The 25937-nt window shown below is 65.6% G+C and carries 21 protein-coding genes; 12 read left to right on the forward strand and 9 right to left on the reverse strand.

The genetic code is table 11. From position 1 onward, the window contains the following. Window positions 1–27: 27 nt before the first annotated feature. The 6 genes from AX725_RS10145 to AX725_RS10170 all read right to left on the reverse strand — a co-directional run bounded on the left by AX725_RS10145 (window position 28) and on the right by AX725_RS10170 (window position 7363). Entirely contained in the window at window positions 28–1278 is a 1251-nt protein-coding gene (locus AX725_RS10145) for an ABC transporter permease (protein ID WP_060979395.1), read from the reverse strand. Next, window positions 1275–1988 carry an ABC transporter ATP-binding protein gene (locus AX725_RS10150; protein ID WP_060979409.1) on the reverse strand — a complete coding sequence of 238 codons (714 nt, stop codon included), beginning with the start codon at window positions 1986–1988 and terminating at the stop codon, window positions 1275–1277. Before AX725_RS10150 ends, AX725_RS10145 begins: the two co-directional genes overlap by 4 nt. Beyond that, the gene (locus AX725_RS10155) at window positions 1969–3243 is read right to left on the reverse strand and encodes an efflux RND transporter periplasmic adaptor subunit (protein ID WP_060979396.1); all 1275 of its coding nucleotides are present in this window, start codon (window positions 3241–3243) and stop codon (window positions 1969–1971) included. The genes AX725_RS10150 and AX725_RS10155 overlap by 20 nt, the downstream gene beginning before the upstream one ends. A 131-nt stretch (window positions 3244–3374) precedes the next feature. Then, complete coding sequence (locus tag AX725_RS10160) at window positions 3375–4073, reverse strand: TetR/AcrR family transcriptional regulator (RefSeq protein WP_067512261.1); 699 nt, start codon at window positions 4071–4073, stop codon at window positions 3375–3377. Between the two features lie 196 nt (window positions 4074–4269). Next, window positions 4270–5940 carry an MFS transporter gene (locus AX725_RS10165; RefSeq protein ID WP_060979397.1) on the reverse strand — a complete coding sequence of 557 codons (1671 nt, stop codon included), beginning with the start codon at window positions 5938–5940 and terminating at the stop codon, window positions 4270–4272. Between the two features lie 25 nt (window positions 5941–5965). Beyond that, a complete protein-coding gene (locus AX725_RS10170) occupies window positions 5966–7363 on the reverse strand; it encodes a DcaP family trimeric outer membrane transporter (protein WP_067512259.1) in 1398 nt (465 codons plus the stop codon). Window positions 7364–7550: 187 nt separating this feature from the next. On the opposite strand from AX725_RS10170, the gene acs reads away from it, so the two are divergent. Both acs and AX725_RS10180 read left to right on the forward strand, forming a co-directional pair. After that, window positions 7551–9506 (forward strand): acetate--CoA ligase, encoded by a 1956-nt coding sequence (gene acs / locus AX725_RS10175; protein ID WP_060979399.1) that lies wholly within the window; start codon window positions 7551–7553, stop codon window positions 9504–9506. After that, window positions 9503–10123, forward strand: coding sequence for a LuxR C-terminal-related transcriptional regulator (locus AX725_RS10180; protein ID WP_060979411.1), 621 nt, complete (start codon window positions 9503–9505; stop codon window positions 10121–10123). The genes acs and AX725_RS10180 overlap by 4 nt, the downstream gene beginning before the upstream one ends. Here the strand turns inward: AX725_RS10180 and AX725_RS10185 are convergent. From AX725_RS10185 to AX725_RS10195, 3 genes are all read right to left on the reverse strand, one after another. Continuing rightward, window positions 10120–13467: a hybrid sensor histidine kinase/response regulator gene (locus AX725_RS10185; RefSeq protein WP_060979400.1), complete on the reverse strand. Its 3348-nt coding sequence runs from the start codon at window positions 13465–13467 to the stop codon at window positions 10120–10122. The two genes, AX725_RS10180 and AX725_RS10185, sit on opposite strands and share 4 nt — an antisense overlap. Before the next feature lie 86 nt (window positions 13468–13553). Then, on the reverse strand, window positions 13554–14564 hold the full coding sequence (locus tag AX725_RS10190; protein WP_155645950.1) for a hypothetical protein: 1011 nt from the start codon (window positions 14562–14564) through the stop codon (window positions 13554–13556). 96 nt (window positions 14565–14660) lie between these two features. Next, window positions 14661–17006: a thiamine pyrophosphate-binding protein gene (locus AX725_RS10195; RefSeq protein WP_099046543.1), complete on the reverse strand. Its 2346-nt coding sequence runs from the start codon at window positions 17004–17006 to the stop codon at window positions 14661–14663. A 202-nt stretch (window positions 17007–17208) separates the two neighbouring features. Here AX725_RS10195 and purB point away from each other — a divergent pair, with 202 nt between their 5' ends. The 10 genes from purB (at window position 17209) to AX725_RS10250 (ending at window position 25895) form a co-directional block, all read left to right on the forward strand. Further along, window positions 17209–18519: an adenylosuccinate lyase gene (gene purB / locus AX725_RS10205; protein WP_060979403.1), complete on the forward strand. Its 1311-nt coding sequence runs from the start codon at window positions 17209–17211 to the stop codon at window positions 18517–18519. 81 nt (window positions 18520–18600) lie between these two features. After that, window positions 18601–19164 carry a chlorite dismutase family protein gene (locus AX725_RS10210; RefSeq protein ID WP_066119137.1) on the forward strand — a complete coding sequence of 188 codons (564 nt, stop codon included), beginning with the start codon at window positions 18601–18603 and terminating at the stop codon, window positions 19162–19164. Window positions 19165–19288: 124 nt separating this feature from the next. Continuing rightward, the gene (locus tag AX725_RS10215; protein ID WP_060979404.1) at window positions 19289–19627 is read left to right on the forward strand and encodes a lipopolysaccharide assembly protein LapA domain-containing protein; all 339 of its coding nucleotides are present in this window, start codon (window positions 19289–19291) and stop codon (window positions 19625–19627) included. A 29-nt stretch (window positions 19628–19656) separates the two neighbouring features. Further along, the gene (pyrF, locus tag AX725_RS10220; RefSeq protein WP_060979405.1) at window positions 19657–20331 is read left to right on the forward strand and encodes an orotidine-5'-phosphate decarboxylase; all 675 of its coding nucleotides are present in this window, start codon (window positions 19657–19659) and stop codon (window positions 20329–20331) included. A 136-nt stretch (window positions 20332–20467) separates the two neighbouring features. Further along, the gene (locus tag AX725_RS10225; RefSeq protein ID WP_060979406.1) at window positions 20468–21121 is read left to right on the forward strand and encodes a phosphoribosylanthranilate isomerase; all 654 of its coding nucleotides are present in this window, start codon (window positions 20468–20470) and stop codon (window positions 21119–21121) included. Beyond that, on the forward strand, window positions 21096–22337 hold the full coding sequence (trpB, locus tag AX725_RS10230; RefSeq protein ID WP_060979407.1) for a tryptophan synthase subunit beta: 1242 nt from the start codon (window positions 21096–21098) through the stop codon (window positions 22335–22337). The genes AX725_RS10225 and trpB overlap by 26 nt, the downstream gene beginning before the upstream one ends. A gap of 85 nt (window positions 22338–22422) precedes the next feature. Continuing rightward, window positions 22423–22767: an endonuclease domain-containing protein gene (locus tag AX725_RS10235; RefSeq protein ID WP_066044157.1), complete on the forward strand. Its 345-nt coding sequence runs from the start codon at window positions 22423–22425 to the stop codon at window positions 22765–22767. Further along, window positions 22764–23570, forward strand: coding sequence for a tryptophan synthase subunit alpha (gene trpA / locus AX725_RS10240; RefSeq protein ID WP_060979216.1), 807 nt, complete (start codon window positions 22764–22766; stop codon window positions 23568–23570). Before AX725_RS10235 ends, trpA begins: the two co-directional genes overlap by 4 nt. 14 nt (window positions 23571–23584) lie before the next feature. Then, on the forward strand, window positions 23585–24442 hold the full coding sequence (gene accD, locus AX725_RS10245) for an acetyl-CoA carboxylase, carboxyltransferase subunit beta (protein ID WP_060979217.1): 858 nt from the start codon (window positions 23585–23587) through the stop codon (window positions 24440–24442). Window positions 24443–24566: 124 nt separating this feature from the next. After that, a complete protein-coding gene (locus AX725_RS10250) occupies window positions 24567–25895 on the forward strand; it encodes a bifunctional folylpolyglutamate synthase/dihydrofolate synthase (protein ID WP_060978519.1) in 1329 nt (442 codons plus the stop codon). Window positions 25896–25937 lie beyond the last annotated feature (42 nt).

Here is a 25937-nt window from a genome sequence, read left to right on the forward strand (position 1 = left end):
GATGGGACGGATCGAGGGTGCTGCCAGCTATTCGCTGCGCAGCGCCTCGATCGGCGAGAGCCGCGAGGCACGGATCGCTGGATAGCCGCCGAACACCAGCCCGATGACGCCCGAAAAGGCAATGGCAAGCAGAGCTGTATCGAGCCCGATCGGCGCTGGGAAATCCGCCACCTGCTGGAAGATCGCCGCTGCGACCATCGCCAGCAGGAGGCCGATGCCGCCGCCGATGATGCACAGCACCGCCGCCTCGACCAGAAACTGGTTGCGGATATCGCTGCGCTTGGCCCCCAGCGCCATGCGCAGCCCGATCTCGCGGGTGCGTTCGGTGACGCTGACCAGCATGATGTTCATGATGCCGATACCGCCGACCAGCAGCGAGATCGAGGCGATCGCCACCAGCACCGCCTGGAAGATTTGCGTCACCTGACCCGAGGTCTCCGCGATTTCCTTGGTGGTGCGCACCGTGAACGGCGTGATCTTGCCCTTGGAGACGCGATAGCGCGCGCGCAACAGGCTCTTGATCTCGCGGTCGCCGGCGACCAGCGTGTCCTCGTCCTCGAAGCCGACGAACAGCAAGGTGACATCGTCAGGCCCCTGCGCGGTGGCGGTGGAAAGGCGCTGGCGCAACGTGGTGATCGGCACGACGATCTGGTCGTCATTGTCGTTGCCGAGGTTGCTGCCCTTGCTTTCGAGCAAGCCGATCACGGTGAACGGCACGCGGTTGATCCGCACCTTCTCCCCGATCGGATTGACATCGACGAACAGCTTGTCGGCCACGGTCTGGCCAATCACCACCACCCGCGCCGCCGATCCGACATCGCTCTTTGTGATGAAGCGGCCGTCCGACGTGCCTAGGTTGGAAATGCTGCCAAAGGCCTCGGTCGAACCGACCGCCTGGGTCGAGGCACTGCGCCCCCCGGTGACCAGCTGCACGCTGGTGCGGATCTGCGGGGCCACCGCCACCACGCCCGGAACCTGGCGCGCGATCGCCTCCCCGTCGCGCTCGGTCAGACGGCCGCGGTCGCCGGGACGCGGCGGACCATTGGCGCGCTCGGGCTCGGGCACCACGATCGCCATGTTCGAGCCCAATGTCGCGATCTGCTCGGTCACCGAAACTTGCGCGCCATTGCCGACGGCGACCGCCAGGATCACCGAGAACACGCCGATCATCACGCCCAAAGTGGTGAGAATCGAGCGCATGAGGTTGGTGCGCAGCGCCGTGAAGGCGATCGCGACATTGACGCCCCAACCCGCCAGCGTGCCCAGCAACCCGCTCATGCCGGCTCGGCCCGGCGGCGCGATGTTACAGCAGCGTCCTCGATGACCTTGCCGTCGCGGAACACGATCCGCCGCGCGGCATATTCGGCGATATCGGGCTCGTGCGTCACCACGACCAGGGTGATGCCCTCGTCATTGAGCTTCTGGAAGATGCCCATGATGTCGAGCGAGGTCTGCGTGTCGAGCGCGCCGGTCGGTTCGTCGGCGAGCAGGATCAGCGGGTTGGTGACCAGCGCGCGCGCGATCGCCACGCGCTGCTGCTGCCCGCCCGAAAGCTTGGCGGGGGTGTTGAGCAGCCGGTTGCCCAGCCCCATCGCTTCGAGCCGCGCCTGCGCGCGCTGGCGGCGTTCGGCAGGCCCGACCCCGGCATAGATCAGCGGCACCGCGACATTGTCCAGTGCGCTGGTCCGCGCGAGAAGGTTGAACTGCTGGAAGACGAAGCCGATCTTGCGGTTGCGGATCTCGGCGAGCTCATCGCTGTTCAGCGTGCGCGTATCGATGCCGTCGAGCCTGAGCACGCCCGATGTCGGCACGTCGAGACAGCCGATCATGTTCATGAAGGTCGACTTGCCCGATCCGCTCGCGCCCATGATCGCGACGAATTCGCCCTGGTCGATGCGCAGCGACACGCCGTTGACGGCGTGGACCATCTCACCGCCGATCACATAGTTCTTGATGAGATCCTGGGTCTCAAGAAGCGGCGCTGTCATCTTCGTCCGCATCTTCGCTCGGGGTCCTGGGCTTCAGCGACTTGGTACGCACCAGCACCTTGTCGCCCGGCTTGGTGCCCGACAGGATTTCCGTATAGTCGTCGCCCTCGAGCCCGATCTTCACCTGCTTGCGGACCGGACGATAGGGGTCCGTTCCCGCCAGATAGACGAAATGCCGCGGTGCCTGCTTGCGATCGGGATCGCCGGGCTGCGGCTCTTCCTGTGCCTCACGGTCGGCCGCCTTGGGTCGGAAGCGCAGCGCGCTGGTCGGCACCCGCACGACATTGGCCTTGGCGCCGGTGATGATCTCGACATTCGCGGTCATGCCGGGCAGCAGCTTGCCATCGAGATTGTCGACATCGATGATGACGAGATAGCTCACCACATTCTGCGTTTCGACCGGAGCCTTGCGGATCTGGCGGACGCGAGCGCGGAAAATGTCATCGGGATAGCTGTCGACCGTGAAGGTCACGTCCTGGCCTTCGCGGATCTGGCCGATATCGGCCTCGTCGACCGAAGCCTCGACCTGCATCTTGGTGATGTCGGCGGCAATCTCGAACAGGTTCGGCGTCTGGAAACTCGCCGCCACGGTCGTCCCCGGCTCGACCAGCTTGTTGATGATGACGCCGCTTGCAGGCGCGATGATGACGGTGCGGTTGAGGTCGAGCCGCGCCGAGGAAAGCTCGGCATTGGCCTGACGGATCTGCGCATCGCCGCTCTCGGTCTGCGCGGTGGCAACCTCGAGCGCATTGCGCGCGCTGTTGAGCCGGGTCTGTGCGGCGTCGAGATTGGCCTTGGACACGAAGCCGCGCTCGGCCAGCGATTTCTGCCGCGCGTAATCACGTTCCTGGATCTGCAACTCGGCCCTGGCGCGCGCCACATTGGCGGCGGTCTGCTGCAATCCGGCGCGGGCCAGCGCCACCTGCGCCTCGATCTGCTGCACCCGCGCGCGCACCCGGGTGGGATCGATCTCCGCCAGCACCTGGCCCTTGGTCACCGGCGAGTTGAAATCGACATAGACCTTGGTGATCTGGCCCGATACCTCAGTGCCGACCTTGATCGTGTTGAGCGCGCGCACCTTGCCGCTGGCCGAGACCACTCGCTCGACCGATCCGCGCGCCACGGTCTCGCCGAGATATTCGTAATCATGCTGGACCGGGCGCACAGCCAGATAAGCAAGATAGAGAAGGACAAGCGCGATCAGGGCGGACCAGATCTTGTGGCGCCCTATCCAGGAACGCAATTTGCTCAGCATCTATATTGGCCCCATCCTGCCCTGTACCTGCGAACATAGATGCTCGTCACGGGCATGGCCAGCGATGATGCGTTGAGATTGGACGAAGATTAGAAACGGTCGCGACGGCCAGCAATGAGTTGAACATGCGATCAGTCGCACGGATCGATCACCATGGGTGCGATACGGGGCCGGTTTCCCAGGTTGAGGAAATACATCGCGGTCATCCACGAGACTTCCTCGACAATCCTGTCCTCGTCGAGCAGCGGGTCCTCGAGCAGCATTTCGATCGCCGTGTATGTCATCTGTTCGGACAGCCGCACGGCAGCCTTCAACGTTTCGATCGGCACTTCGGGATAGATGGTCGCGACATGGCCGACATGCAGGTCGAGCACCTTGTCGCGCGAGTCGTTACGGACTTCCTGCAGCACCGGCACCGAGCGGATCGCGCGCAGAATCCACAGCCCGCCCGGCTGCGCGCGGGTGACCCGGATCAGTTCCTTGCGCAGCGCAATGTTCCACGCCACGACCTCGTCGAGCGAACGCGAGCCATAGGCATCGTTGCGCATGAACCTGTCGACAACGGCATCCTGCGCGGCCATCAGCCGCTTGGCGAGCTCGGTCAGCAGCGCATATTTGTTGGGGAAGTACCGGTAGAGCGCGGGCGGCGTCATCCCGGCGCGTTCGCACACCAGATTGGTGGTCAGCTTTTCGAACCCGACTTCGGACAGGAGCTCGCCCGCCGTTGCCAGGATCATCTCGAACGTGTCCTTGCCCCGCTGGCGCTGGGGCGTCTTGGTGTCGAGATCGGGCCGCGCGGCCAGCCTTGTCGAAGATCCTTGGGTGACCATCCAGCGTCCATTTGGTTCAACGATGTCAATGTCATAACACCGTGCGATCGGCTCGCAAGCCAAAGCTGGATGGGCCGCCCCCTGGGTCGGCCGGATGCCAGCCCCATCGCTATGCGGCTCTCCTGCCAAGGCAAGACCAGCGTGCCAGGCGGACCTGACACGCTGGTTTGCCGGGGTGCGACCCTTCAGGGCTATATCAATCGTCGATATTGCGGCGGAAGGTTTCGGGCAGGAAGATCAGGCCGATCACCACCGTCGCCGCTGCCACCACCACCGGATACCACAGGCCGTAATAGATGTTGCCGGTGGCCGCGACCATCGCGAAGGCCGTGGTGGGCAGGAAGCCGCCGAACCAGCCGTTGCCGATATGATAGGGCAGCGACATCGAGGTGTAGCGGATGCGGCTGGGGAACAGCTCGACCAGCATCGCGGCAATTGGGCCGTAGACCATGGTCACCAGCATCGCCAGCGCCCAGAGGATCGCGACCACGGCGAGCTTGTTGATCTTCGCCGTATCCGCCTTTTCGGGATAGCCCGCCGCGATAAGGCCAGCCTTGAGCTCGTCCTGGAAGCTCTTGATCGCCGCCTTCTTGTCCTCGCCCGACAGCTTGCCGGCATCGGGCGCAGTGAAGGTCTTGTCGCCGATCCTCACCATCGCCACCGTTCCGGCTGCTGCCTCGGCATTGGCATAGCTGATGCCCGCCTTGGCGAGATAGGTCTTGGCGATGTCGCAGCTCGTCGTGTCGAAGCTGTTCTTGCCGACCGGATCGAACTGGAACGAGCACTCGTCCTGATGGGCACTGATCGTGACCGGGGACGACGCCTGGGCCGCGGCGAGCGCGGGGTTGGCGGCCTGGGTCAGCGCGCCGAACAGCGGGAAGTAGAGCATCGCCGCCAGCGCGCAGCCGCCCAGGATGATCGGCTTGCGGCCGATCTTGTCCGACAGCCAGCCGAAGAAGACGAAGAACGGCGTGGCAAGCGCAAGGGCGATCGCAATCAGGATATTGGCGGTGGCGCCATCGACCCGCAGCGTCTTTTCGAGGAAGAACAGCGCGTAGAACTGGCCAGCATACCAGACCACCGCCTGGCCTGCGACCGCACCCAGCAGCGCGACCAGCACCCAGCGCAGGTTGCCCCATTGGCCGAATGCCTCGGTCAGCGGTGCTTTCGAGGTCGTGCCCTCTTCCTTCATCTTCTGGAAGACCGGGCTTTCGTTGAGCTGCAGCCGGATCCACATCGACACCGCGAGCAGCACGATCGAGATCAGGAACGGCAGACGCCAGCCCCAGGCGGCGAACGCCTCTTCACCCAGCGCGAAGCGGAAGCCGATGACCACCAGCAGCGCCGCGAACAGCCCGAAGGTCGCGGTGGTCTGAATCCAGCTGGTATAGAGCCCGCGCTTTCCTTCGGGCGCGTGTTCGGCGACATAGGTGGCAGCCCCACCATATTCGCCGCCCAGCGCGAGGCCCTGCGCCAGCCGCATCAGGATGAGAATGATCGGGGCTGCCACCCCGATCGAGGCATAGCTGGGCAGCAGCCCGACCGCAAAGGTCGAAAGCCCCATGATGCCCATGGTGACGAGGAACGTGTTCTTGCGCCCGACCAGATCGCCGATCCGCCCGAAGACGAGCGCCCCGAAGGGCCGCACCGCAAAACCGGCGGCAAAGGCGGCGAGCGCGAAGATGAAGCCGGTCGTCTCGTTCACGCCCGAGAAGAACTGGGCGGAAATGTACGTCGCCAGCAGCCCGTACAGGTAGAAATCATACCATTCGAACACCGTGCCCAGCGAGGAAGCGGCGATGACCATCTTCTCCCCCTGGGTCGCTTGGTGATGCTTGGGTAAAGCATCCTCGTACACCGTAGCCATTGTACCCACTCCTCTGCTTGTGTCGTTAGAAGGTGTATTTCGCCGCCATCTCGACGCGATCCATCTGCCCCTTCAATCCGTTGGCTACTTCCCGCTCGGCGTGACGCACTTCCACGCCGATGTCGAGATTCTTGACCGGGGACCAGAACAGGTTGACCGCCGCGCTGTACGCGGAAACATTGGCGAGCCCCGGCACGATCACGCCGCCGGGATAGTCGGCATGTTGATAGCCTGCCGCGATCGTCGAGCGCAGATTGCTCGTCCAGCCGAGCTTCAGCGATGCGAAAGCCGCAAAATTCTCGACCTTGAGCAGCCGGTTGCCCAGCGCGATCCGGTCGTACAGCGCGTCGGGCGCATAGCCGAGGCCGAGATAGCGGCCGATGCCGTCGCCATAGGTCGCGCTGAAGCGGATATCGTGGCGCTTGTCCGGGCCGAAGGCCAACTTGCCGCCCGCCGAGATGCCCCAGCCCATCGCATCATCGTCATTGCCGCCATCGTGCACCGACAGCTGACGCACCAGCCCTGCGACGTGCAGGTCGAGGTTCGGCTGCTTGTAGACCAGCTTGGCGACCAGATCGGGCACGCGGTCCTGATCGTTATCGGCCAGCGCGGCATTGGTGGTGTTGACCGTTTCGGTCTGCGGATTTTCCAGCGCCAGATGCAGTTCGAGCCCTTTGGCCAGCGGCTGGCGGTACTGGACGATCATCTGGCGGACGAACACCGTGCCTTCGAGCGGCCCGACGAAATCGGTGCTTTCAGGGAGCAGCGCGGGGTTCTGGAAAGTGGTCCATTCCTGGCCGATCAGGAACTTGTCGAAGGTCAGAAAAGCGCGGCGCAGCGTCGGCGTATAGGCGTTGGTTGCGCGCTGCGCCCCCGGCGGCGCGGTCGCCAGCGCGAAATCGAACTCGATATGCGCCTTCAACTCCTTGCCCGCGACCGGGGTGGAGCTGGTGAAGAACAATCGCGTCTGGCGCGCATTGGCCATGAAGTCGCGGGTCGATGTGCCGCCGACCGGAATCTGCTGCGGCAGGTAGAATTCCTTGCCCAGCGATCCACCGGCGAGCATGCCATCGTCATAGCGCGTCGCGCTCGCCACGGCCTTGACGAAGCCGCCCAGCTTGAAGGTGGTGCTGCCGACGCGAAAGCCCTCGGCAGGCGCGGTCGGCTTCGCCTCGAGCGCGGCGACCCGCGTCACCGCCTGTTCGCTGGCATTTGCGGCCTGGCTGGCGGCAGCGGCGGTTTCCGCCTGCACCGTGCGCGCAGCGACCAAGTCGGCGCGCAGCGTCTGCATCTCGGCCTCGAGCCGTGCCAGCCGTTCTTCCAGCGCCGCCTCGCGCGCTGTCTGGGCGATGGCCGTTCCCGGCGCCATCAGCGCGCTTGCGGCCAGTAACGCCGCCCCCATCGATCGATAACCGCTCGGCATCGCTCTCTCCTCAACCTGCGCCGGGTGCTCCCGGTCGCAGCCTCAGTCTTTGCCGATTGGCCCTCGCCTTCCAGAGCGACCATGGTCGGATATCTACGACCTTTGTCTAATGGCCCCATCGGGCACCGGCGGCTTATCATCGCGCCAGCCCTGCGCCCTCAGACGCAGCTCAATGAGGAGAGTGACCATGGCCGAGACCGTCTATCCCGTGCCCGCCGACTGGGCCGAAAACGCGCTGATCACCGCGCCGGTGTACGAAGAGCGCTACCGCATGTCGATCGAGCAGCCCGACGCCTTCTGGCGCGAGGAAGCGGCGCGGATCGACTGGATCAAACCGTTCACCAGGGTCAGCGAGTCGAGCTTTCACGAAGCCGATTTCGGTATCAGCTGGTTCGCCGACGGCACGCTCAACCTCGCTGCCAACTGCCTCGACCGGCACCTGGCCGAACGCGGCGACAGCATCGCGATCCTCTGGGAACCCGACAGCCCCGACGCGGCTTCGCGCGCGATCACCTATCGCGAACTGCATGAGCAGGTCTGCCGCTTCGCCAACCTGCTCAAGGCACAAGGCGTGCGCAAGGGCGAGCGCGTGACGCTGTACCTGCCGATGGTGCCCGAGGCCGCGGTCGCGATGCTCGCCTGCGCGCGGATCGGCGCGATCCATTCGGTGGTGTTCGCAGGGTTCTCGCCCGAGGCGCTCGCCGGGCGAATCCAGGATTGCGACAGCCGCGTCGTCGTCACCGCCGATGAAGGGCTGCGCGGTGGCAAGAAGGTTCCATTGAAGGCCAATGTCGATGCTGCGCTCGGCCATCATTGCGAGGCGGTGGATACCGTCATCGTCCTGAAGCACACCGGCGCGGATGTGCCGATGACTGAGGGCCGCGATATCGACTGGGCGCTGGGCGTCGCCGCGCAATCCGCCGATTGCCCGGCAGAGGAGATGGGCGCAGAAGACCCGCTGTTCATCCTCTATACCTCGGGATCGACCGGCAAGCCCAAGGGCGTGCTGCACACCACCGGCGGCTATGCCGTCTGGGCAGCAATGACCTTCCAATATGTCTTCGACTATCGTCCCGGCCAGATCTACTGGTGCGCGGCGGATGTCGGCTGGGTCACCGGGCACAGCTATGTCGTCTATGCCCCGCTGATGACCGGCGCGACCACGGTGATGTTCGAAGGCGTGCCGACCTGGCCCGATGCCTCGCGCTTCTGGCAGATCGTCGACAAGTTCGGTGTCGAGATTTTCTACGGTGCCCCCACGGCGCTGCGCGCACTGATGCGCGAGGGCGACGACTGGGTGACGAAGACCAGTCGCAAGTCCTTGCGCCTGCTCGGATCGGTGGGCGAGCCGATCAATCCCGAAGCCTGGGAATGGTATCACCGCGTCGTCGGCGAGGGCCGCTGCCCGATCGTCGACACCTGGTGGCAGACCGAGACCGGCGCGTGCATGATGACCCCGCTGCCCGGCGCGCATGCGCTCAAGCCCGGGTCTGCCGCCAAGCCGATGTTCGGCGTGAAACCGCTGCTGCTCGACAATGACGGCAAGGTCATCGAGGGTGCGGGCGAAGGCTGTATGGTCATCGACCGCAGCTGGCCCGGCCAGATGCGCACCGTCTGGGGCGATCACGAGCGCTTCTTCCAGACCTATTTCACCACCTTCAAGGGCCTGTATTTCACCGGCGACGGCTGCAAGTGCGACGAGGACGGCTATTACTGGATCACCGGCCGCATCGACGATGTGATCAACGTGTCGGGCCATCGCATGGGCACGGCAGAGGTCGAAAGCGCGCTGGTTGCGCATCCCAAGGTTGCCGAGGCCGCCGTCGTCGGCATGCCGCACGCGGTGAAGGGCCAGGGCATCTATGCGTTTGTCACGACCAATGTCGAGGTCGAGCCCGATGAACAGCTGCGCCGCGACCTGGTACAATGGGTCCGCCGCGAGATCGGGCCGATCGCGACGCCCGACATCATCCAGTTCACCCCCGCGCTGCCCAAGACCCGCTCGGGCAAGATCATGCGCCGCATCCTGCGCAAGATCGGCGAGAACGACCTGTCGAACCTCGGCGACATATCGACGCTTGCCGATCCGCAGGTTGTCGAGCATCTTGTCGCGGGCAGACCGCAACTGGCAGACGCGACATAGAAACGATCCTGATCGCGGATGACCACCCGCTGTTCCGCCAGGCGCTGGTCCTGGCGGTCAGCCGGGTCGCTCCGCAGGCGCAGATTCTGGAAACCGGGACGCTGGCCGCCGCCGCTGCCGCCGCCAGCACCGCGCAAGGGCTGCGCCTCATCCTGCTCGACCTCAAGATGCCCGGCGCGATGGGCTATTCGGGCATCGCCATGCTCCATGCCGAACGACCCGAGGTGCCGATCCTCGTCGTTTCCAGCGCGGAAGGCGCGGCCGTGGCCGAAGAGGCGCAGCAGCTGGGCGCGGTCGGATTTCTCTCCAAGGACAGCGACCTTGGCACGATCGAGGCGGCGATCGCGCGGGCCCTGGGCGGTCGTGCGCCCGCTGCCGGTGCGACGAGCCCGCCCGAACCCCTGCCGCAGGATGTCGCGGGCCTCACCCCCACCCAGCTGCGCGTGCTGCGCGAGGTGATCGACGGCAAGCTCAACAAGCAGATCGCGCACGACCTCGCCATGAGCGAGGCGACGGTGAAGGCGCACATGACCACGATCATGCGCAAGCTGGGCGTGCAGAACCGCACCCAGGCCGCTCTGGTCGCCCGCTCGCTGGGGCTCGACCTCAAGCATTAGGCAGGTTCGCGCGCGCGTGCGACCGAAGCCAGGAACCCGCCGATCAGATCCGCCCCCGCAGGTTTGGCGATCAGCACGACGCCCATACGCGCCGCGCGCCGTGCGAGGTCAGGCGAGCCCTGCGCGGTGACCAGCGCAGCGGGCAAGCCGGGATGCTTGTCGCGCAACGCCGCGATCAGCGCGAGCCCGTCGATCGACGCTCCGAGCTGATAATCGACCAGAGCGGCATCGAACGGCCCCGGCTCGGCCAGCGCCGCTGCCGGGCCATCGGCGCCGTGCGGATCGTGGCCGAGCAGCCCGAGCAGGCTCGTCGTGCCCTCGACGATCAGTGGATCGTTGTCGACCACCAGCACCTTGAGCGCCCTATCGGGCCAGATGGCGCGCGCTGACGCGGAGTATGGCATGGGCATGTCGATCGCATCGGAAGCGGGCAGCGATAGGCTGAAACGACTGCCCCTGCCCGGCATCGACTTGACCTCGATCACCCCGCCCAGCAGCCGCGCAATCCGCTCGGACAGCGCAAGACCCAGCCCCAGCCCTTCGGCCTCGACCGTGCCCAGGCGGGTGAATTCCGCGAAGATCGCCTCGATCTGGTCCTCGGCAATGCCCACCCCGGTATCGATGATGTCGATGCGGATGCGCGCGCCCCGCCGCCGGGTACCGATCAGTACCACGCCTTCGGGCGTATAGCGCAGCGCGTTGGACAGGAAATTCTGCAGGATCGAGCGCAGCAGGCCGGGATCGGTATGGACATGCCCACCCATCGGCCCGATGCGCAAAGCCAGCCCCTTGTCCTCGGCCATCGGCACAAAGCTTTCGGCCAGATCGGTGAGGAACGGCTTCAGCGCCACCGGCTCGGGGCTCGGCTCCACCCCGCCGGCATCGAGTCGGCTGATGTCGAGCAGTGCGCGGATCAGCCCGTCGGCCGCGCCGATCGCGCTGTCGATGCGCTGGGCGAGCTGTTGCGTTCCCGGCTCGGCATCGCGGGTCAGCGCGGCGGTGAACAGCCGTGCCGCGTGCAGCGGCTGCAACAGGTCGTGGCTCGCGGCGGCAAGGAAGCGCGTCTTGTCGCGCGTGGCTTCAGCGAGCTGACGGTTCGCGCTGCTGAGCTCCTGCGTGCGGTCGGCGACGCGCTGCTCCAGCTCAGCGAGCGTGCGTTCGAGCTCGTCGCGCATCCGCGCCTCGGCGGTGATGTCGGTAAAGCTGGTGACATAGCCACCGCCCGGCATCGGCCCACCCACGGTCTTGATGACGCGCCCGTCCTTGCGCTGCCGCTCGAAGCTGTGCGGCTGGCCGCGGCGCATGTGCATCAGCCGCTTGGCGACATGATGCTCGATATCTTCCGATCCGAAATCGCCGAGTCGCGCATTGTAGCGGATGAGGTCCGCGATGGGCGTTCCCACGCGCACCAGGCCGGGCGGATAGCCGAAGATATCGAGATACTGGCTGTTCCACGCGACCAGGTTCATCTCGGCATCGACGACGCTGATCCCGGCATCGACATTCTCGAACGTCGCGGCGAGCAGTTCGCGCGAGAAGCGCAGCGACTGGCCGCGCTCACCCAATAGCCGGGTCACATCGGCAAGGCTCATCTGGCTGCCCGCCAGCGCCGAGGCGACCAGCGCACGTGCCGACGAAGCCCCGACGACCCGCGCAATCAGGTCGCGCGCGCGCTGTGCGGCGGCGCGGGTGATCGGCACGCCCGGCGCGGCATCGGGAAATTCTCGCTGCGCCCGCTCGGTGCCGACAAAGCTGGCGGTGAGGCGCACGAGATCGTCGAGATCGCTGATCTTCTGCGCGCCGCGCAGCTGCCAGAGCAAGGGCCGCGCCTGCACCTTGCGCGCCGCGACCAGGCTGTAGGCGATCAGATTTGCCCCCAGGCTCCAGGCGACGCCATGCACCAGCGGCGAGGCGTTGCCGATGCCGAACAGCCGCATCGGATCGGCCAGCGTGCCGGTGACTGCCGCCATCCATGCATCGGGGAGGATCGGCGGCAACGCCAGCGTGTAGAGCCACAGCGCAAAGCCGGTCGACAGGCTCACCCGCGCCGCCAATGCATCGCGTCCGCCGCCCTGGGTCGCGAGGATCAGATGCGGGGTGAACTGCGCCATCGCGGCAAAGGCGACCAGCCCGATCGAGGCGAGCGTGTTCTCCGCCGGGATCAGCAGCGCCCAGGCGAGCGAGGCGGCGACGATGCCCAGGATCGAGGCGCGCCGCACGCGCAGCATCCTGCGCCCGAATGCACCTTCCGCCGCATCCGAGCGGTCGCGCTGCAGCAGCGCCGGGAAGATCAGGTCGTTCGAGACCATCGTCGCAAGCGCGGTCGCATCGACGATCACCATCGATGCCGCCGCGCTGATCCCGCCGATCAGCGCCAGCACGAGCACCCCGCCGCTGCCCGCCAGCGCCGGGATTTGCAGCACATAGAGATCGGCTCCGGTATCCGCCTGCACCAGGCTCGCACCGGCCAGCGCAATCGGTAGCGCCATGATCGCCATCACCGCCAGATAGGTAGCCAGGCCGAAGCGCGCGCGGTGCAGCGCGCCTGCATCCTGCGCCTCGACCAGCCCCATATAGAATTGGCGGGGCAGCGCGATGATCGCCATCAGCGAAATGAGGAAGATCACCGCGAACTCGACCGACAGTCGTTCGGGCCGGAAATTCTCGGCAATCAGCGCGGTGCCGCGATCGACCGCGCCCGCATCGGCACCGACCAGCAGCACCACCGCCACCGCCGCGACCGCCGTCAGCGCCACGATCTTGATCACCGATTCCAGGCCGATCGCATAGACCAGGCCCTCGCTGCGTCCCGCGAGCTCATAGCGGCGCGCGCCGAACAGGATCGCGAACAGCGCGAGCAGCACCGCCGCGCCGATCATTGCGGCATCGGCCATGGGCTTGCCCGAAGCGAGCGACAGCGCGCCGCCGATCGAGCGGAACTGCAGCGCGACATAGGGAATGGTGCCAACGAGCGCGATCAGCGTCACCAGCCGCGCGACGCCATTGTCATGCCCGAAGCGCGCGGCGATGAAATCGGACACGGTGGTCGCCTGCTCCTCCGCCACCGCCTGCGCCAGCCGCTTCAGGAAGCGCGGCGCGAACAGCAACAGGCAGATCGGCGCGAGATAGATCGGCAGATAGTACCAGCCGTCGCGCACGATCGACCCGACTGCGCCATAGAAGGTCCAGCTCGAGCAATAGACGCCCAATGCCAGCGTATAGGCAAGCTGCCTGAGCCACGGCCGTCGCTCAGCCTCGCCCGCGCGCCGCTCGACCAGCGCCGCCACCGCAAACAGCAGCAGAATGACCGCAAGCCCGATCAATGCCGCCGACGGCAGGCTCATAAGCTCCAGCGCTCCTCCCCCCGGCCCGACCGGGCTCGTGGGGGGAGTTTATGTCATCAACCACGTCAGGAGCAAGCGCGCTGCGCTCAGCCGCGATTGTCGAGCAAGCGACGCAAACTGCGGTGATGGCGCTCCATAGCCACGAAAAGGTAGAGAAACATCAAACCAAGAAAGCCGAGGAACAGCTTGATGCTCATTTCGATGTTCTGACGTCCCTCTGCCTTCCGACTGAAATTTGCTGCTGTCGCCTCTTCGGCAAGATTCTGAGCGTTTTCCAGCCGCGCCTCCGCAACGACGGCATATTGCTCGACGGCATGCGCCAGTTGCGCCGCTGGCTCCTCTATATCGTCCGGATACTGCATCTTGCAGACCTTCTCGACATAGGGTTCCGACACGGTCCGGCGCGAGGAACACCCCATGGGCGATTCATACCAATAGGCGCAATCCGTGGAATAGCTGTCCCAGGTCGCGATCGTCCGCGTGCGCGTTCGCACTTCGTCGCTGCAGACATTGACCTTTTTCGCGTCACGAAATGCCGAGAGTTTCTTGCGGAACGGCTCTTCGTTCGCAGCCTCACTGATGATCGCCAGCGCGTTCAGCATGACCGCGTCTTTGCCGACAAGAACCTTGCCTTGAGCATCCGTCACGTTGCCGGCCAAAGCCTCGAACATTTTTATGCGATCTTCGCTCCATACAAAATCGGCAATCTGGTTTTCACCGATCTTCGCATCGGATCTTTGAAACTTGCGAAACTTGTTGCGGAAAAGCCGGACGGTCTCCTTCTCGACCGCCTTGCTTGCCTCCAGCTTGACCTGCTTGGCCGCCAGCGGGTCCGGCGCAGCTTCTTTCTCTGCAACTGGGCTTACGTCATCCGCCTTGAGCGCGACGGGCTCCGGCGTTACTTCGGTCGAACCGATCTGCTGGGCCGCTCCGTAACAAAGCAAGAGAACCGTTGTAACCAGCGCCAGAGCGGCGAGAATCAAAACTGAATACCGCAGCAACGCCAGAAAGCTGGTTTCAGTTCGAGCGGCCCGGTCTTTTAATTTCTGTCGCCATGCCACCCGCTGCTGATCATCGGCCGTTATATCTTCCATCATGCCCCCCTTTTGATCCCCGATCATGCTTAGGGCGAGAGAGGCAATAACATCAAGAACAACGCCAGAAAAATAACATTCATTTCGGTTGCAATACTGTCAACCGACGAACAGCTCCGCCATCGCATCGATGATCGCTTCGCGGTCGAGCCGGTAGGTGCGGTAGAGATCGGGCAGGTCGCCGGTCTGGCCAAAACGGTCGGTGCCGAGCGGACTGACACGGTGGCCGCGCACGCCGCCGAGCCATGAGAGCGCGGCGGGCGAGCCGTCGAGCACGGTGACCAGGCCTGCGTTCGGCGACAATTGGCCGAGCAGCCGCGCGACATGGCTCTGCCCGCCGGGCGTGCCGGTCCAGCGCGCGGACCTTTGCGCCAACCAGTCGCGGTGCAGCCGGTCGGGCGACGTCACCGCGAGCAGGCCGAGGCCGGGAATGTCGTCCTTCAGCGCCTCCCAGGCAGCCAGCGCTTCGGGCGCGACCGCGCCGCAATAGGCGATTGCGGCTTCCGCGCCCGGCGCGGGTTCGCGCAGCCAATAGGCTCCCGCGAGCGCATCCGCTTCCCAGGCGTCGTCCGCGCGCGCGACCTGTTCGATGACGCGCGTGGTGAGCCTCAGATAGACCGAAGCGCCATCCTTCGCCTGCATATGTGCAAAGGCCCAGCCCATCATCAGCGCGACCTCATCGGCAAAGGCCGGTTCGAAGCTTTCCAGCCCCGGCTGGCCCATGCCGATCAGCGGGGTGTTGATCGACTGATGCGCGCCGCCCTCGCCCGCCAGCGTGATGCCCGAAGGCGTGCCGACCAGCAGGAAGCGCGAATCCTGGTAGCAGCCGTAATTGAGCGCATCGAGCCCGCGCGCGATGAACGGATCATAGACCGTGCCCACCGGCATCAGCCGCGTGCCGAAATGCGGGGCGGACAGGCCCAGCGCGGCGAGCGCGAGGAAGAAATTGTTCTCCGCGATGCCGAGCTCGATATGCTGGCCCGCCTGATGCGCCGCCCATTTCTGCGCCGAGGGAATCTTCACGCGCTGGAACACGTCCGCCAGCTCCTGACGGCGGAACAGCCCGCGCTGGTTGACGAATGCGCCCAGGTTCGTCGTCTGCGTGACATCGGGCGCGGTGGTGACCAGCCGGTCGGCGAGCGGCGCATCCGATTTTGCGAGATCGTGCAATATCTTGCCGAACGCGGCCTGGGTCGATTGCTCCGCTCCTTCGGGCACGGGCAACCTCTCGGGCAAGGGGATCGCGGGCGCTGCATGCTCGGCCTGTTTGCGCGCGATCGGGCTGTCAGCGACAAAGGCCTGAAGCGCGCTCGCCAGATTGTCGCCAAGGCCTGACCATTTGCCCCATTCCTCGCCAGCAGCGATGCCGAGCGCGTCGCGGAAGCCCTCGATCTGCGCGCCGTTCATCATGCCGGAATGGTTGTCCTTGTGCCCTGCCAGCGGCAGGCCATAGCCCTTGACGGTATAGGCGATCAGCAGCGTCGGGCGCTCGTCGTCCATGCTGTCGAAAGCGTCGAGCAGGGTCTCGATGCAATGCCCGCCGAGATTTGTCATGAGCTGTGCCAGCCCCGCATCGTCGAACGAGCCGATCAGGTCCGCCACGCCGCGCTTCCTGCCGATATCGTGCATCAGCCGCTCGCGCCACGCCGCGCCGCCCAGATAGGTGAGCGCCGCGAAATCGGCATTGGGGCAGGTCTCTATCCAGTCCTCCAGCGCCTTGCCGCCGGGGCGCTGAAACGCCGCGCGCTGCAGCTTGCCATGTTTCAAGGTCACGACGCGCCAGCCGCATGTCTCGAAAATGTCGTCGAAGCGGCGGAACATGCGGTCCGCCGTGGTCGCATCGAGCGACTGGCGGTTATAGTCGACGATCCACCAACAATTGCGCAGGTCGTGCTTGTAGCCCTCGATCAGGCATTCGTAGATATTGCCCTCGTCGAGTTCGGCATCGCCCATCAGCGCGATCATCCGGCCCGCCTGCTCCTCGCGCAGCTGGCCGTGCGCGATGAGATAATCCTGCACCAGCGAGCTGAACGCGGTGATCGCAACGCCGAGGCCCACCGATCCGGTGGAGAAATCGACCGGAATGCTGTCCTTGGTGCGCGAAGGATAGCTCTGCACCCCGCCGAGCCCGCGAAAGCGCTCCATCTTCTCGCGCGTCTGCTCATCCAGCAGATAGTGGATGGCGTGCAGCACCGGTCCTGCATGCGGCTTCACCGCCACCTTGTCCTGCGGGCGCAGCGCGTGGAAATAGAGCGCCGCCATGATCGCGGTCATCGACGCGCAGCTCGCCTGGTGTCCGCCGACCTTCAATCCGTCGCGCTTCTCGCGGAGGTTGTTTGCATTGTGGATCATCCACGAGGAGAGCCAGCGCAGCCGCTGCTCGATCTCGGTTAGGAGCCGCACGGTCTCGGCGCGACTTTCGGTGTTTACGGTGTCGATGACCATGGGGCCTCTGCGTCAAATCAGGGGGAATCGTGGTTTCTCCCATGCCCTAAAGCCAGCGGTGTCATCCAGCATTTTCGTGCCGCCCCCGACAATGCGGAGACACCGCCGGTTGAACCCCTGCCCGCTTGCTGCTAGCTGCGCGGCGGACTCGCCCGGGGCCTGATCGCGCGCCCCGATCCGCTCTTGCTGCAAGGACATCCTCATGGTCCCCCGTTATGCCCGCCCGCAAATGACCGCCATCTGGGAGCCGGAGGCAAAGTTCCGCATCTGGTTCGAGATCGAGGCGCACGCCACCGATGCGCTCGCCGAGATCGGAGTCGTGCCCAAGTCCGCCGCCAAGGCACTCTGGGCCTGGTGGGCGACCAACCCTGTGATCGACGTCGCCGCGATCGACGCGATCGAGGCTGTCACCAAACACGATGTCATCGCCTTCCTGACCTGGGTGGCCGAGCAGGTGGGCGACGAGGCGCGCTTCATGCACCAAGGCATGACCAGCTCGGACGTGCTCGACACCTGCCTTGCCGTGCAGCTCGCGCGCGCCACCGACATCCTGATGGACGACCTGAACGCGCTGCTCGAGGCGATCGAGCGCCGGGCGATGGAGCACAAGTACACGCCGACCATCGGCCGCAGCCATGGCATCCATGGCGAGCCGACCACATTCGGCCTCAAGCTCGCCCAGGCCTATGCCGAGTTCGACCGCTGCCGCGCCCGCCTCAAGGCCGCGCGCTCGGAAATCGCCACCTGCGCGATCTCGGGCGCGATCGGCACCTTCGCCAATATCGACCCCCGCGTCGAGGCGCATGTCGCCAAGAAGCTGGGGCTGGCGCTCGAGCCCGTCTCGACGCAGGTCATCCCGCGCGACCGGCATGCGATGTATTTCGCGACGCTCGGTGTCATTGCCTCGTCGATCGAACGGCTGGCGACCGAGATCCGCCATCTGCAGCGCACCGAAGTTCTGGAAGCGGAGGAATATTTCTCGCCCGGCCAGAAGGGCTCGTCTGCCATGCCGCACAAGCGCAACCCGGTGCTGACCGAAAACCTCACCGGCCTCGCCCGCATGGTGCGCAGCGCGACGATCCCGGCGATGGAAAATGTCGCCCTGTGGCACGAGCGCGACATCTCGCACAGCTCGGTCGAACGCTATATCGGCCCCGATGCGACGATCACGCTCGATTTTGCGCTCGCGCGGCTCACCGGCGTCGTCGACAAGCTGCTCGTCTATCCCGAACGGATGCAGAAGAATCTCGACAAGATGGGCGGGCTTGTCCACTCGCAGCGCGTGCTGCTGGCGCTCACCCAGGCCGGCGTGAGCCGCGAGGACGCCTATCGCCTGGTCCAGCGCAACGCGATGAAGGTGTGGGAATCGGATGGCGCGCTATCGCTGCTCGACCTGCTCAAGAGCGATGCAGAGGTGACGGCGGCGCTGTCGCCGGAAGAGATCGAGGAGAAGTTCAACCTCGATTATCATTTCAAGCATGTCGACACGATCTTCGCCCGCGTCTTCGGTTGAACACCTGAGCGAGTAACGCCTTCACAGGACCGGACGAACCGCGATGGCCGGGCCGCGCGCCCGGCGTCAGGAGGTTCGTCGATGGTCCGTGCAGTGTCTTATGGTGTGAGCGCGCCACTGACAGTGGCCTTTCATGCCGGTTCGCAGGGCGAATGGCAGGTCGTGCGGCAAACGACCCGGACGGGCGAGGACCTGCCCGTTGCCGCGCGCATCGGCACCGGCAATCCCGTGGACACGCCGCTCTGGACGCTGACCGGCTTCACCTCGAACCTGCGCTATACCACGGCCTCCGAACGCCAGCGTCTCGATGCGCGCTCGGCGCCGCTGGGGCGCAGCGAAGCGCGGATGGCCGCGCTGATCCCGATCCGCAAGTCGGCCGCCTGGTGGGCGATGGCGCAGGACGAGCGCCGCGCGGTCTATGAACGCTCCGGCCACACGCCGATCGGCCTCGGCTATCTCCCCGGCATCGCGCGCCGCCTGCATCACTGCCGCGACCTTGGCGAACCGTTCGATTTCCTCACCTGGTTCGAGTTCGAACCCGAGCTGGAAGGCGAATTCGACGATCTGCTGGCGCGGCTGCGCATTACCGAGGAATGGCGCTATATCGATCGCGAGATCGATATCCGGCTGATCCGCACCGACTGACCCGGGCTATTGTCCGCTAGGACAGCGGACTGGCCAAGCCGCAATTATCCTCCTATGCTGGCCACCGACCGCCGGGACGCGGGCTGGCTTGAGGGAGAATGCGCTTGAGGGAGACTGGGCGGTCATGCAGTTTCTGAAGACACTTGTGCTCATCATGATCGCGGTGGTGTTCGTCGTGTTCGCCTATAACAACTGGCAGGCGGTGACGGTGGACCTGTGGGGCGGGCTTGAGCTGGTGACCAAGCTGCCGGTGCTGCTGCTGCTCACGTTCCTGGCAGGGGTGCTGCCCGCATGGGCCTATCATCGCACCGCGATGTGGCGGCTGAGGCGGAGGCTGGCAACGCTGGAGGCGAACCAGGCGCGCACGGCAGCGACGCCTTTGGCTGCACCGGCATCGGCACCGCCGCAAGCCACCGAATTTGCAGACCATGCCGAGCCCGAACCGGTATTGCGGTCGGTCTGAAGGATCATAACAGGGGCCCGTTTTCCATCATGTCCAATCCTATCTATCTCGCGGTCGATCTTCCCGATCTGGCCCGCGCCACCGCTCTGGTGCAGCAGGTGCGCAGACATATCGGCGGGGTGAAGCTGGGGCTGGAATTCTTCTGCGCGCATGGCCATCACGGCGTGCACGAGATCGCGAAGATCGGCCTGCCGATCTTTCTCGACCTCAAGCTGCATGACATCCCCAACACCGTCGCCGCCGCGATGCAGGCCATCCATGTGCTCGAACCCGCTATCGTCACCATCCATGCCGCCGGTGGCCGCGCGATGATGGAGGATGCCAAGGCGGCCGCCGGTGCGAACACCAAGGTCGTCGCGGTCACCATGCTCACCAGCCTCGACGATACCGACATCGCGCGGATCGGCTTTGCGGGAAGCACGCACGACAACGTGCTGCGACTGGCAGAGCTGTCGCATCAGGCCGGTCTCGACGGCATCGTCTGTTCGGGGCACGAGGTCGGTGCGGTGCGTCAGCAATGGCGCGACGGCTTTTTCGTCGTCCCCGGCGTCCGCCCCGCCAGCGCCGCAATGGGCGACCAGAAGCGCGCCGTCACCCCGCGCCAGGCGCGCGACGCAGGCGCCTCGGTGCTCGTCATCGGCCGCCCGATCGCGCGCGCAGAGGATCCCGACCAGGCCGCGCGCGACATCATGGCGACGTTGTAGGGATCGCCCCACAGACCCCTTTCGTCACCCTGAACTTGTTTCAGGGCCCATTTCGCCTAACTCTCCAACCTAGCCCAGACGCACAATGGGTGCTGAAACAAGTTCAGCATGACGGAAAGACGACGGCTCAGAGCACATGACCACCCTCATCAAGATCTGCGGACTTTCCACCGAGGCGGCGATCGATGCCGCCGCGCGCGAGGGCGCCACGCATATCGGCCTGGTGCATTTCGAGAAGAGCCCGCGTCATGTCACGCTGGAGCAGGCCGCCGACCTGCGTCGCCGCACGCCGTCTCATGTCCAGGTCGTGCTGCTGCTGGTCAACGCCTCGCCCGAGTCGACCCAGCGCGCCCAGCGCACCGTGCGCCCCGACGTCATCCAGTTCCATGGCTCCGAAAAGCCCGAATGGCTGCGGATCGTGAAGCAGCATATGCCGGTCGAGGCGTGGAAGGCTCTGGGCCTGCGCAGCGCAGACACGTTGACTAACGCACGCCGTTTCGATGGCAGCGCCGACCGGCTGCTGTTCGATGCCCCGGCCCAGGCGCTGCCCGGTGGAAACGGATCGGTGGTCGACTGGTCGCTGCTGGTGGGCCATCATCACGCCCTGCCCTGGGGGCTGGCCGGCGGGCTGAGCCCCGACAATGTCGGGGAAGCCCTGGCCGCGACGCGGGCCCCGCTGGTCGATGTCTCCTCGGGCGTGGAGAGCGCACCGGGAGTCAAAGATATGGACAAGATCGCCCGCTTTTGCCAAGCGGTTCGCGACCATGACCAACACCGCAACCCAGCTTAACAGCTATCGCAATCAACCCGACGCGCAGGGCCATTTCGGCCCCTATGGCGGGCGCTATGTTGCCGAAACCCTGATGCCCCTGGTGCTCGATCTGGAGAAGCACTATCGCGCCGCGAAAGCCGACCCCGCCTTCCAGGCGCAGTTCGACGACCTGCTCGAACATTATGTCGGCCGCCCCAGCCCGCTCTATTATGCCGAACGGCTGACCGAGGAATTGCGCAAGGACGCCCCTGAAGGCAAGGGCGCACAGGTCTGGTTCAAGCGCGACGAGCTGAACCACACCGGCGCGCACAAGATCAACAACTGCATCGGCCAGATCCTGCTCGCGATGCGCATGGGCAAGACGCGGATCATCGCGGAAACCGGCGCGGGCCAGCACGGCGTCGCCACCGCGACCGTCTGCGCGCGCTTCGGCCTGCCCTGCGTGATCTATATGGGCGCGACCGATGTCGCGCGGCAGCAGCCCAATGTGTTCCGCATGAAGCTGCTGGGCGCGGAGGTCGTGCCGGTGACCTCGGGCGCGGCGACGCTCAAGGATGCGATGAACGAGGGGCTGCGCGACTGGGTCGCCAATGTCCACGATACCTTCTACATCATCGGCACCGCTGCGGGTCCGCATCCGTACCCCGAACTGGTCCGCGATTTCCAGAGCGTGATCGGCAAGGAAGCACGCGCGCAGATGATGGCGCGCACCGGCCGCCTGCCCGACCTGCTGGTCGCGGCGATCGGCGGCGGATCGAATGCGCTGGGGCTGTTCCACCCGTTTCTCGACGATGATGTCAAGATGCTGGGCGTCGAGGCAGCGGGCTATGGCCTGGATGGCGACCAGCATGCCGCGAGCCTGCTCGGCGGCTTTCCCGGCATCCTGCACGGCAACAAGACCTATCTGCTGCAGGACGAGGACGGCCAGATCACCGAGGGCCATTCGATCAGCGCGGGCCTCGACTATCCCGGCATCGGCCCCGAACATGCCTGGCTCAAGGACATGGGCCGCGTCGAATATACCGCGATCACCGACGACGAGGCGCTGGACGCCTTCCAGCTGCTCTGCCGCACCGAGGGCATCATCCCCGCGCTGGAGCCGAGCCATGCCATTGCAGCGGTGGCCAAGGTCGCCGCGACCATGGACCGCGACCAGATCATCCTCGCCAACCTGTGCGGACGCGGCGACAAGGATATCTTCACCGTGGCGGAAAAGCTGGGAGTGGAGATGTAGCTAGAAGCCCTCTCCCCTTCAGGGGGGAGGGTTGGGAGGGGGGAATGCGATGCGGCCCGGGAAACTGACCAAACGTGCAAGGGCCATGCGCATCGAAGCTACCGAACCCGAAATCAGGCTATGGCTTGAGCTTCGAGCCAAAAGATTTGCCGGAGTGAAATTCCGGCGGCAAAAAGTGATTGGGAATTACATCGTCGATTTTGCCTCGCGCAATCCGATGCTGGCGATCGAGGTTGACGGCGACACCCATGACGGGCGTGAAGCCTATGGTGCGGCGAGGACGAAGTATCTGGAAAGCCAGGGCTATCGGGTGCTGCGTTTTACCAACTATGATGTAATGACCGCGATGGAAGGTGTGTTGATGTTGATCGAAGCGGCGGTGCAGGCCCCCCTCCCAACCCTCCCCCCTGAAGGGGAGAGGGCTATATGAGCGCGCGCCTCTCCTCCGCCTTCCCCGCCGATCGCGCGGCGCTCGTCTGCTTCGTCACGGCTGGCGATCCCACGCCCGCATCCACGCCCGCAATCCTCGATGCATTGGTCGAGGGCGGGGCGGACGTGATCGAGCTCGGCATGCCGTTCACCGATCCGATGGCCGATGGCCCCGCGATCCAGAAGGCGAACCTGCGCTCGCTTGCCGCTGGAACGACCACTGCCGATATCCTGAAGATCGCGACCGATTTTCGTGCCCGTCACCCCGATGTGCCGTTGGTGCTGATGGGCTATGCCAACCCGATGACCCGGCGCGGGCCCGAATGGTTTGCCGATGCCGCTGAAGCAGCAGGCGTCGATGGCGTGATCTGCGTCGATATTCCCGCCGAGGAAGACGCGGCGCTCGGCCCCGCGCTCCGCGCCAAGGGCATCGCGCCGATCCGGCTGGCGACCCCGACCACCGATGCCGCGCGTCTGCCCGCCGTGCTCGAAGGTGCAGGCGGTTTCCTCTATTATGTCTCGGTCGCAGGGATTACCGGCAAGCAGCAGGCGGCACAGGCGAGCATCGAGGAAGCGGTGACGCGCCTCAAGGCCTCGACCGAGCTGCCCGTCGCGGTCGGCTTTGGTGTGCGCACGCCGGAGCAGGCCGCCGCCATCGCGCGCGTCGCCGATGGCGTGGTCGTCGGCAGCGCAATCGTCGATATCGTAGCCCAGCATGGCGCGGATGCGGCAGCGCCCGTGCGCGACTATATCCGCAGCCTCAGCACCGCCATCGCCGCCGCCCGCCAAACCACGAACGCCTGACAGGAGCATCCCCCATGAGCTGGTTCAGCCGTGTCCGCAATTCGATTCCGTTGATCGCCAAGCGCGACACCACGCCCGACAACCTGTGGCACAAGTGCAAGGCCTGCGGCGAAATGGTGTTCGCCAAGGAGTTTGAGGACAATCTTTCGGTCTGCCCCAAGTGCAACCATCATGAGCGCATCGGCGCACAGGCGCGCTTTGCGATGCTGTTCGACGACAAGATCTGGGAAGAGCTGCCCGCGCCGGTGGTCAAGGAAGACCCTCTCAAGTTCCGCGACAGCAAGAAATATGTCGATCGCATCAAGGCCGCGCGCGCGGCGGGCACTGCCACCGACGCGCTGACCAACGCGCTGGGCCGCATCCAGGGGCACAAGGCCGTGGTCGGCGTGCAGGATTTCGCCTTCATGGGCGGGTCGATGGGCATGGCCGTGGGTGAGGCGTTCATCCGCGGCACCGAGCGCGCGATTGCCGAAAAATGCCCCTATGTGATCTTCACCGCCGCCGGCGGCGCGCGGATGCAGGAAGGCATCCTCTCGCTGATGCAGATGCCGCGCAGCACCGTGGCGATCAGCCGCCTGCACGCGGCGGGGCTGCCTTATATCGTCGTGCTGACCGACCCGACCACCGGAGGTGTTACCGCGAGCTATGCGATGCTGGGCGACATCCAGATGGCCGAGCCCAATGCGCTGATCGGCTTTGCGGGCCAGCGCGTGATCGAGCAGACGATCCGCGAAAAGCTGCCCGAAGGCTTCCAGCGCTCCGAATATCTGCTCGAGCACGGGATGCTCGACATGGTGGTCGAGCGCAAGGACCTGCGCGAACGGCTGGGCAGCGTGATCGATTATCTGATGGCGGCCAGGGCGGCGGCGTGACGCGAAAGCCCCTCCCCTTCAGGGGAGGGGTTGGGGTGGGCCCGAATTGCGCCTTACGCCCTTCCCCACCCCCAGCCCCTCCCCTGCGCCGCAGGCGAGCGCAGCTCAACGGGAGGGGTGAGGCATGCCCGACCACGCCATTTCCTCGCACGCGGGCGTTCAGACCCAGCTCGACCGGCTCGCCGCGCTGTCGCCGGGGCGCGATGTGCTGGGGCTGGAGCGGATCACGGCCTTGCTCGATCGTCTCGGCAATCCGCACCACCGCCTGCCGCCGGTCTTCCATGTCGCGGGCACCAACGGCAAGGGATCGACCTGCGCATTCCTGCGCGCCGCGATCGAGGCGTCGGGCCTCAGTTGCCATGTCTATACCAGCCCGCATCTGGTGCGCTTCAACGAGCGTATCCGCCTCGCCGGTCGGCTGATCGAGGATGACCCGCTGGCCGACTATCTCGCGCGCGTGCTCGACATAGCTGAGGGCATCAACGCCAGCTTTTTCGAGGTGACCACCGCCGCCGCGTTCCTCGCCTTTGCCGAGACGCCTGCCGATGCCTGTGTGATCGAGGTGGGGCTGGGCGGCAGGCTCGATGCGACCAATATTCTGCCCGCGCCTGCGGTGTGCGGCATCGCGGCGCTGGGTATCGATCACGAGGCGTTCCTGCTCGCACCAGAGGAGGGCACGCCGGAGATCCCGCTCGAACGGATTGCATTCGAAAAGGCGGGCATCGCCAAGCAGGGCGTGCCGCTGGTCATCCAGAAATATGCCATCGGCATGATGGGCGCGATTGCGGGCCAGGCGATGCGCGCGGGCGCCTATGTCAAGGCGCGGGGCGAGGATTGGGACGCAGCGCTCTATCAGGGGCGGCTGCATTATCGCGATGTCGACGGCAAGCTCAGCCTGCCCGTGCCACGCCTGCCCGGCGCGCACCAGGCGGACAATGCCGCGCTCGCCGTCGCGATGATCCGCCACCAGAGCGCGCTCAGTATCCCCGACAGCGCATTGAGCGCCGCGATGGGCTGGGCCGAATGGCCCGCGCGGATGCAGCGGTTGAACCAGGGTCCGCTGGTCGCGCTGCTCCGCACCGACGAGCCGGTCTGGCTCGATGGCGGGCACAATCCCGACGCCGGGGCGGCGCTGGCGCGGCATGTCGCGGCCATGGGCGGCAAGGTGCACCTGGTCATCGGCATGCTGTCGAACAAGCAGCCCAGCGCACTGCTCGGCCCGCTCGAACCGCATCTTGCCAGCGTCACCGCGCTGCCGGTGCCGGGGCATGAATGGCACGATGCCGATGCGTTTCAGCGATGCCTCTCCTCGGGGATCGAGGTGGTGGCGGCAGCGGATGTGCGCGCGGCGATGGCGCTGCTGGCCGAGCGCGAGGCCGCCCCGGTGCTGATCGCGGGCTCGCTCTATCTGGCGGGCGAGGTACTCAGGGCCAACGGCCAGGAGCCGGATTGAACCGTCATTCCCGCGCACGCGGGAATCCCGCTTGAGCGCAAC

The sequence above is a fragment of the Blastomonas sp. CCH9-A1 genome, assembly GCF_001557175.1.
Classification (GTDB): domain Bacteria; phylum Pseudomonadota; class Alphaproteobacteria; order Sphingomonadales; family Sphingomonadaceae; genus Blastomonas; species Blastomonas delafieldii_A.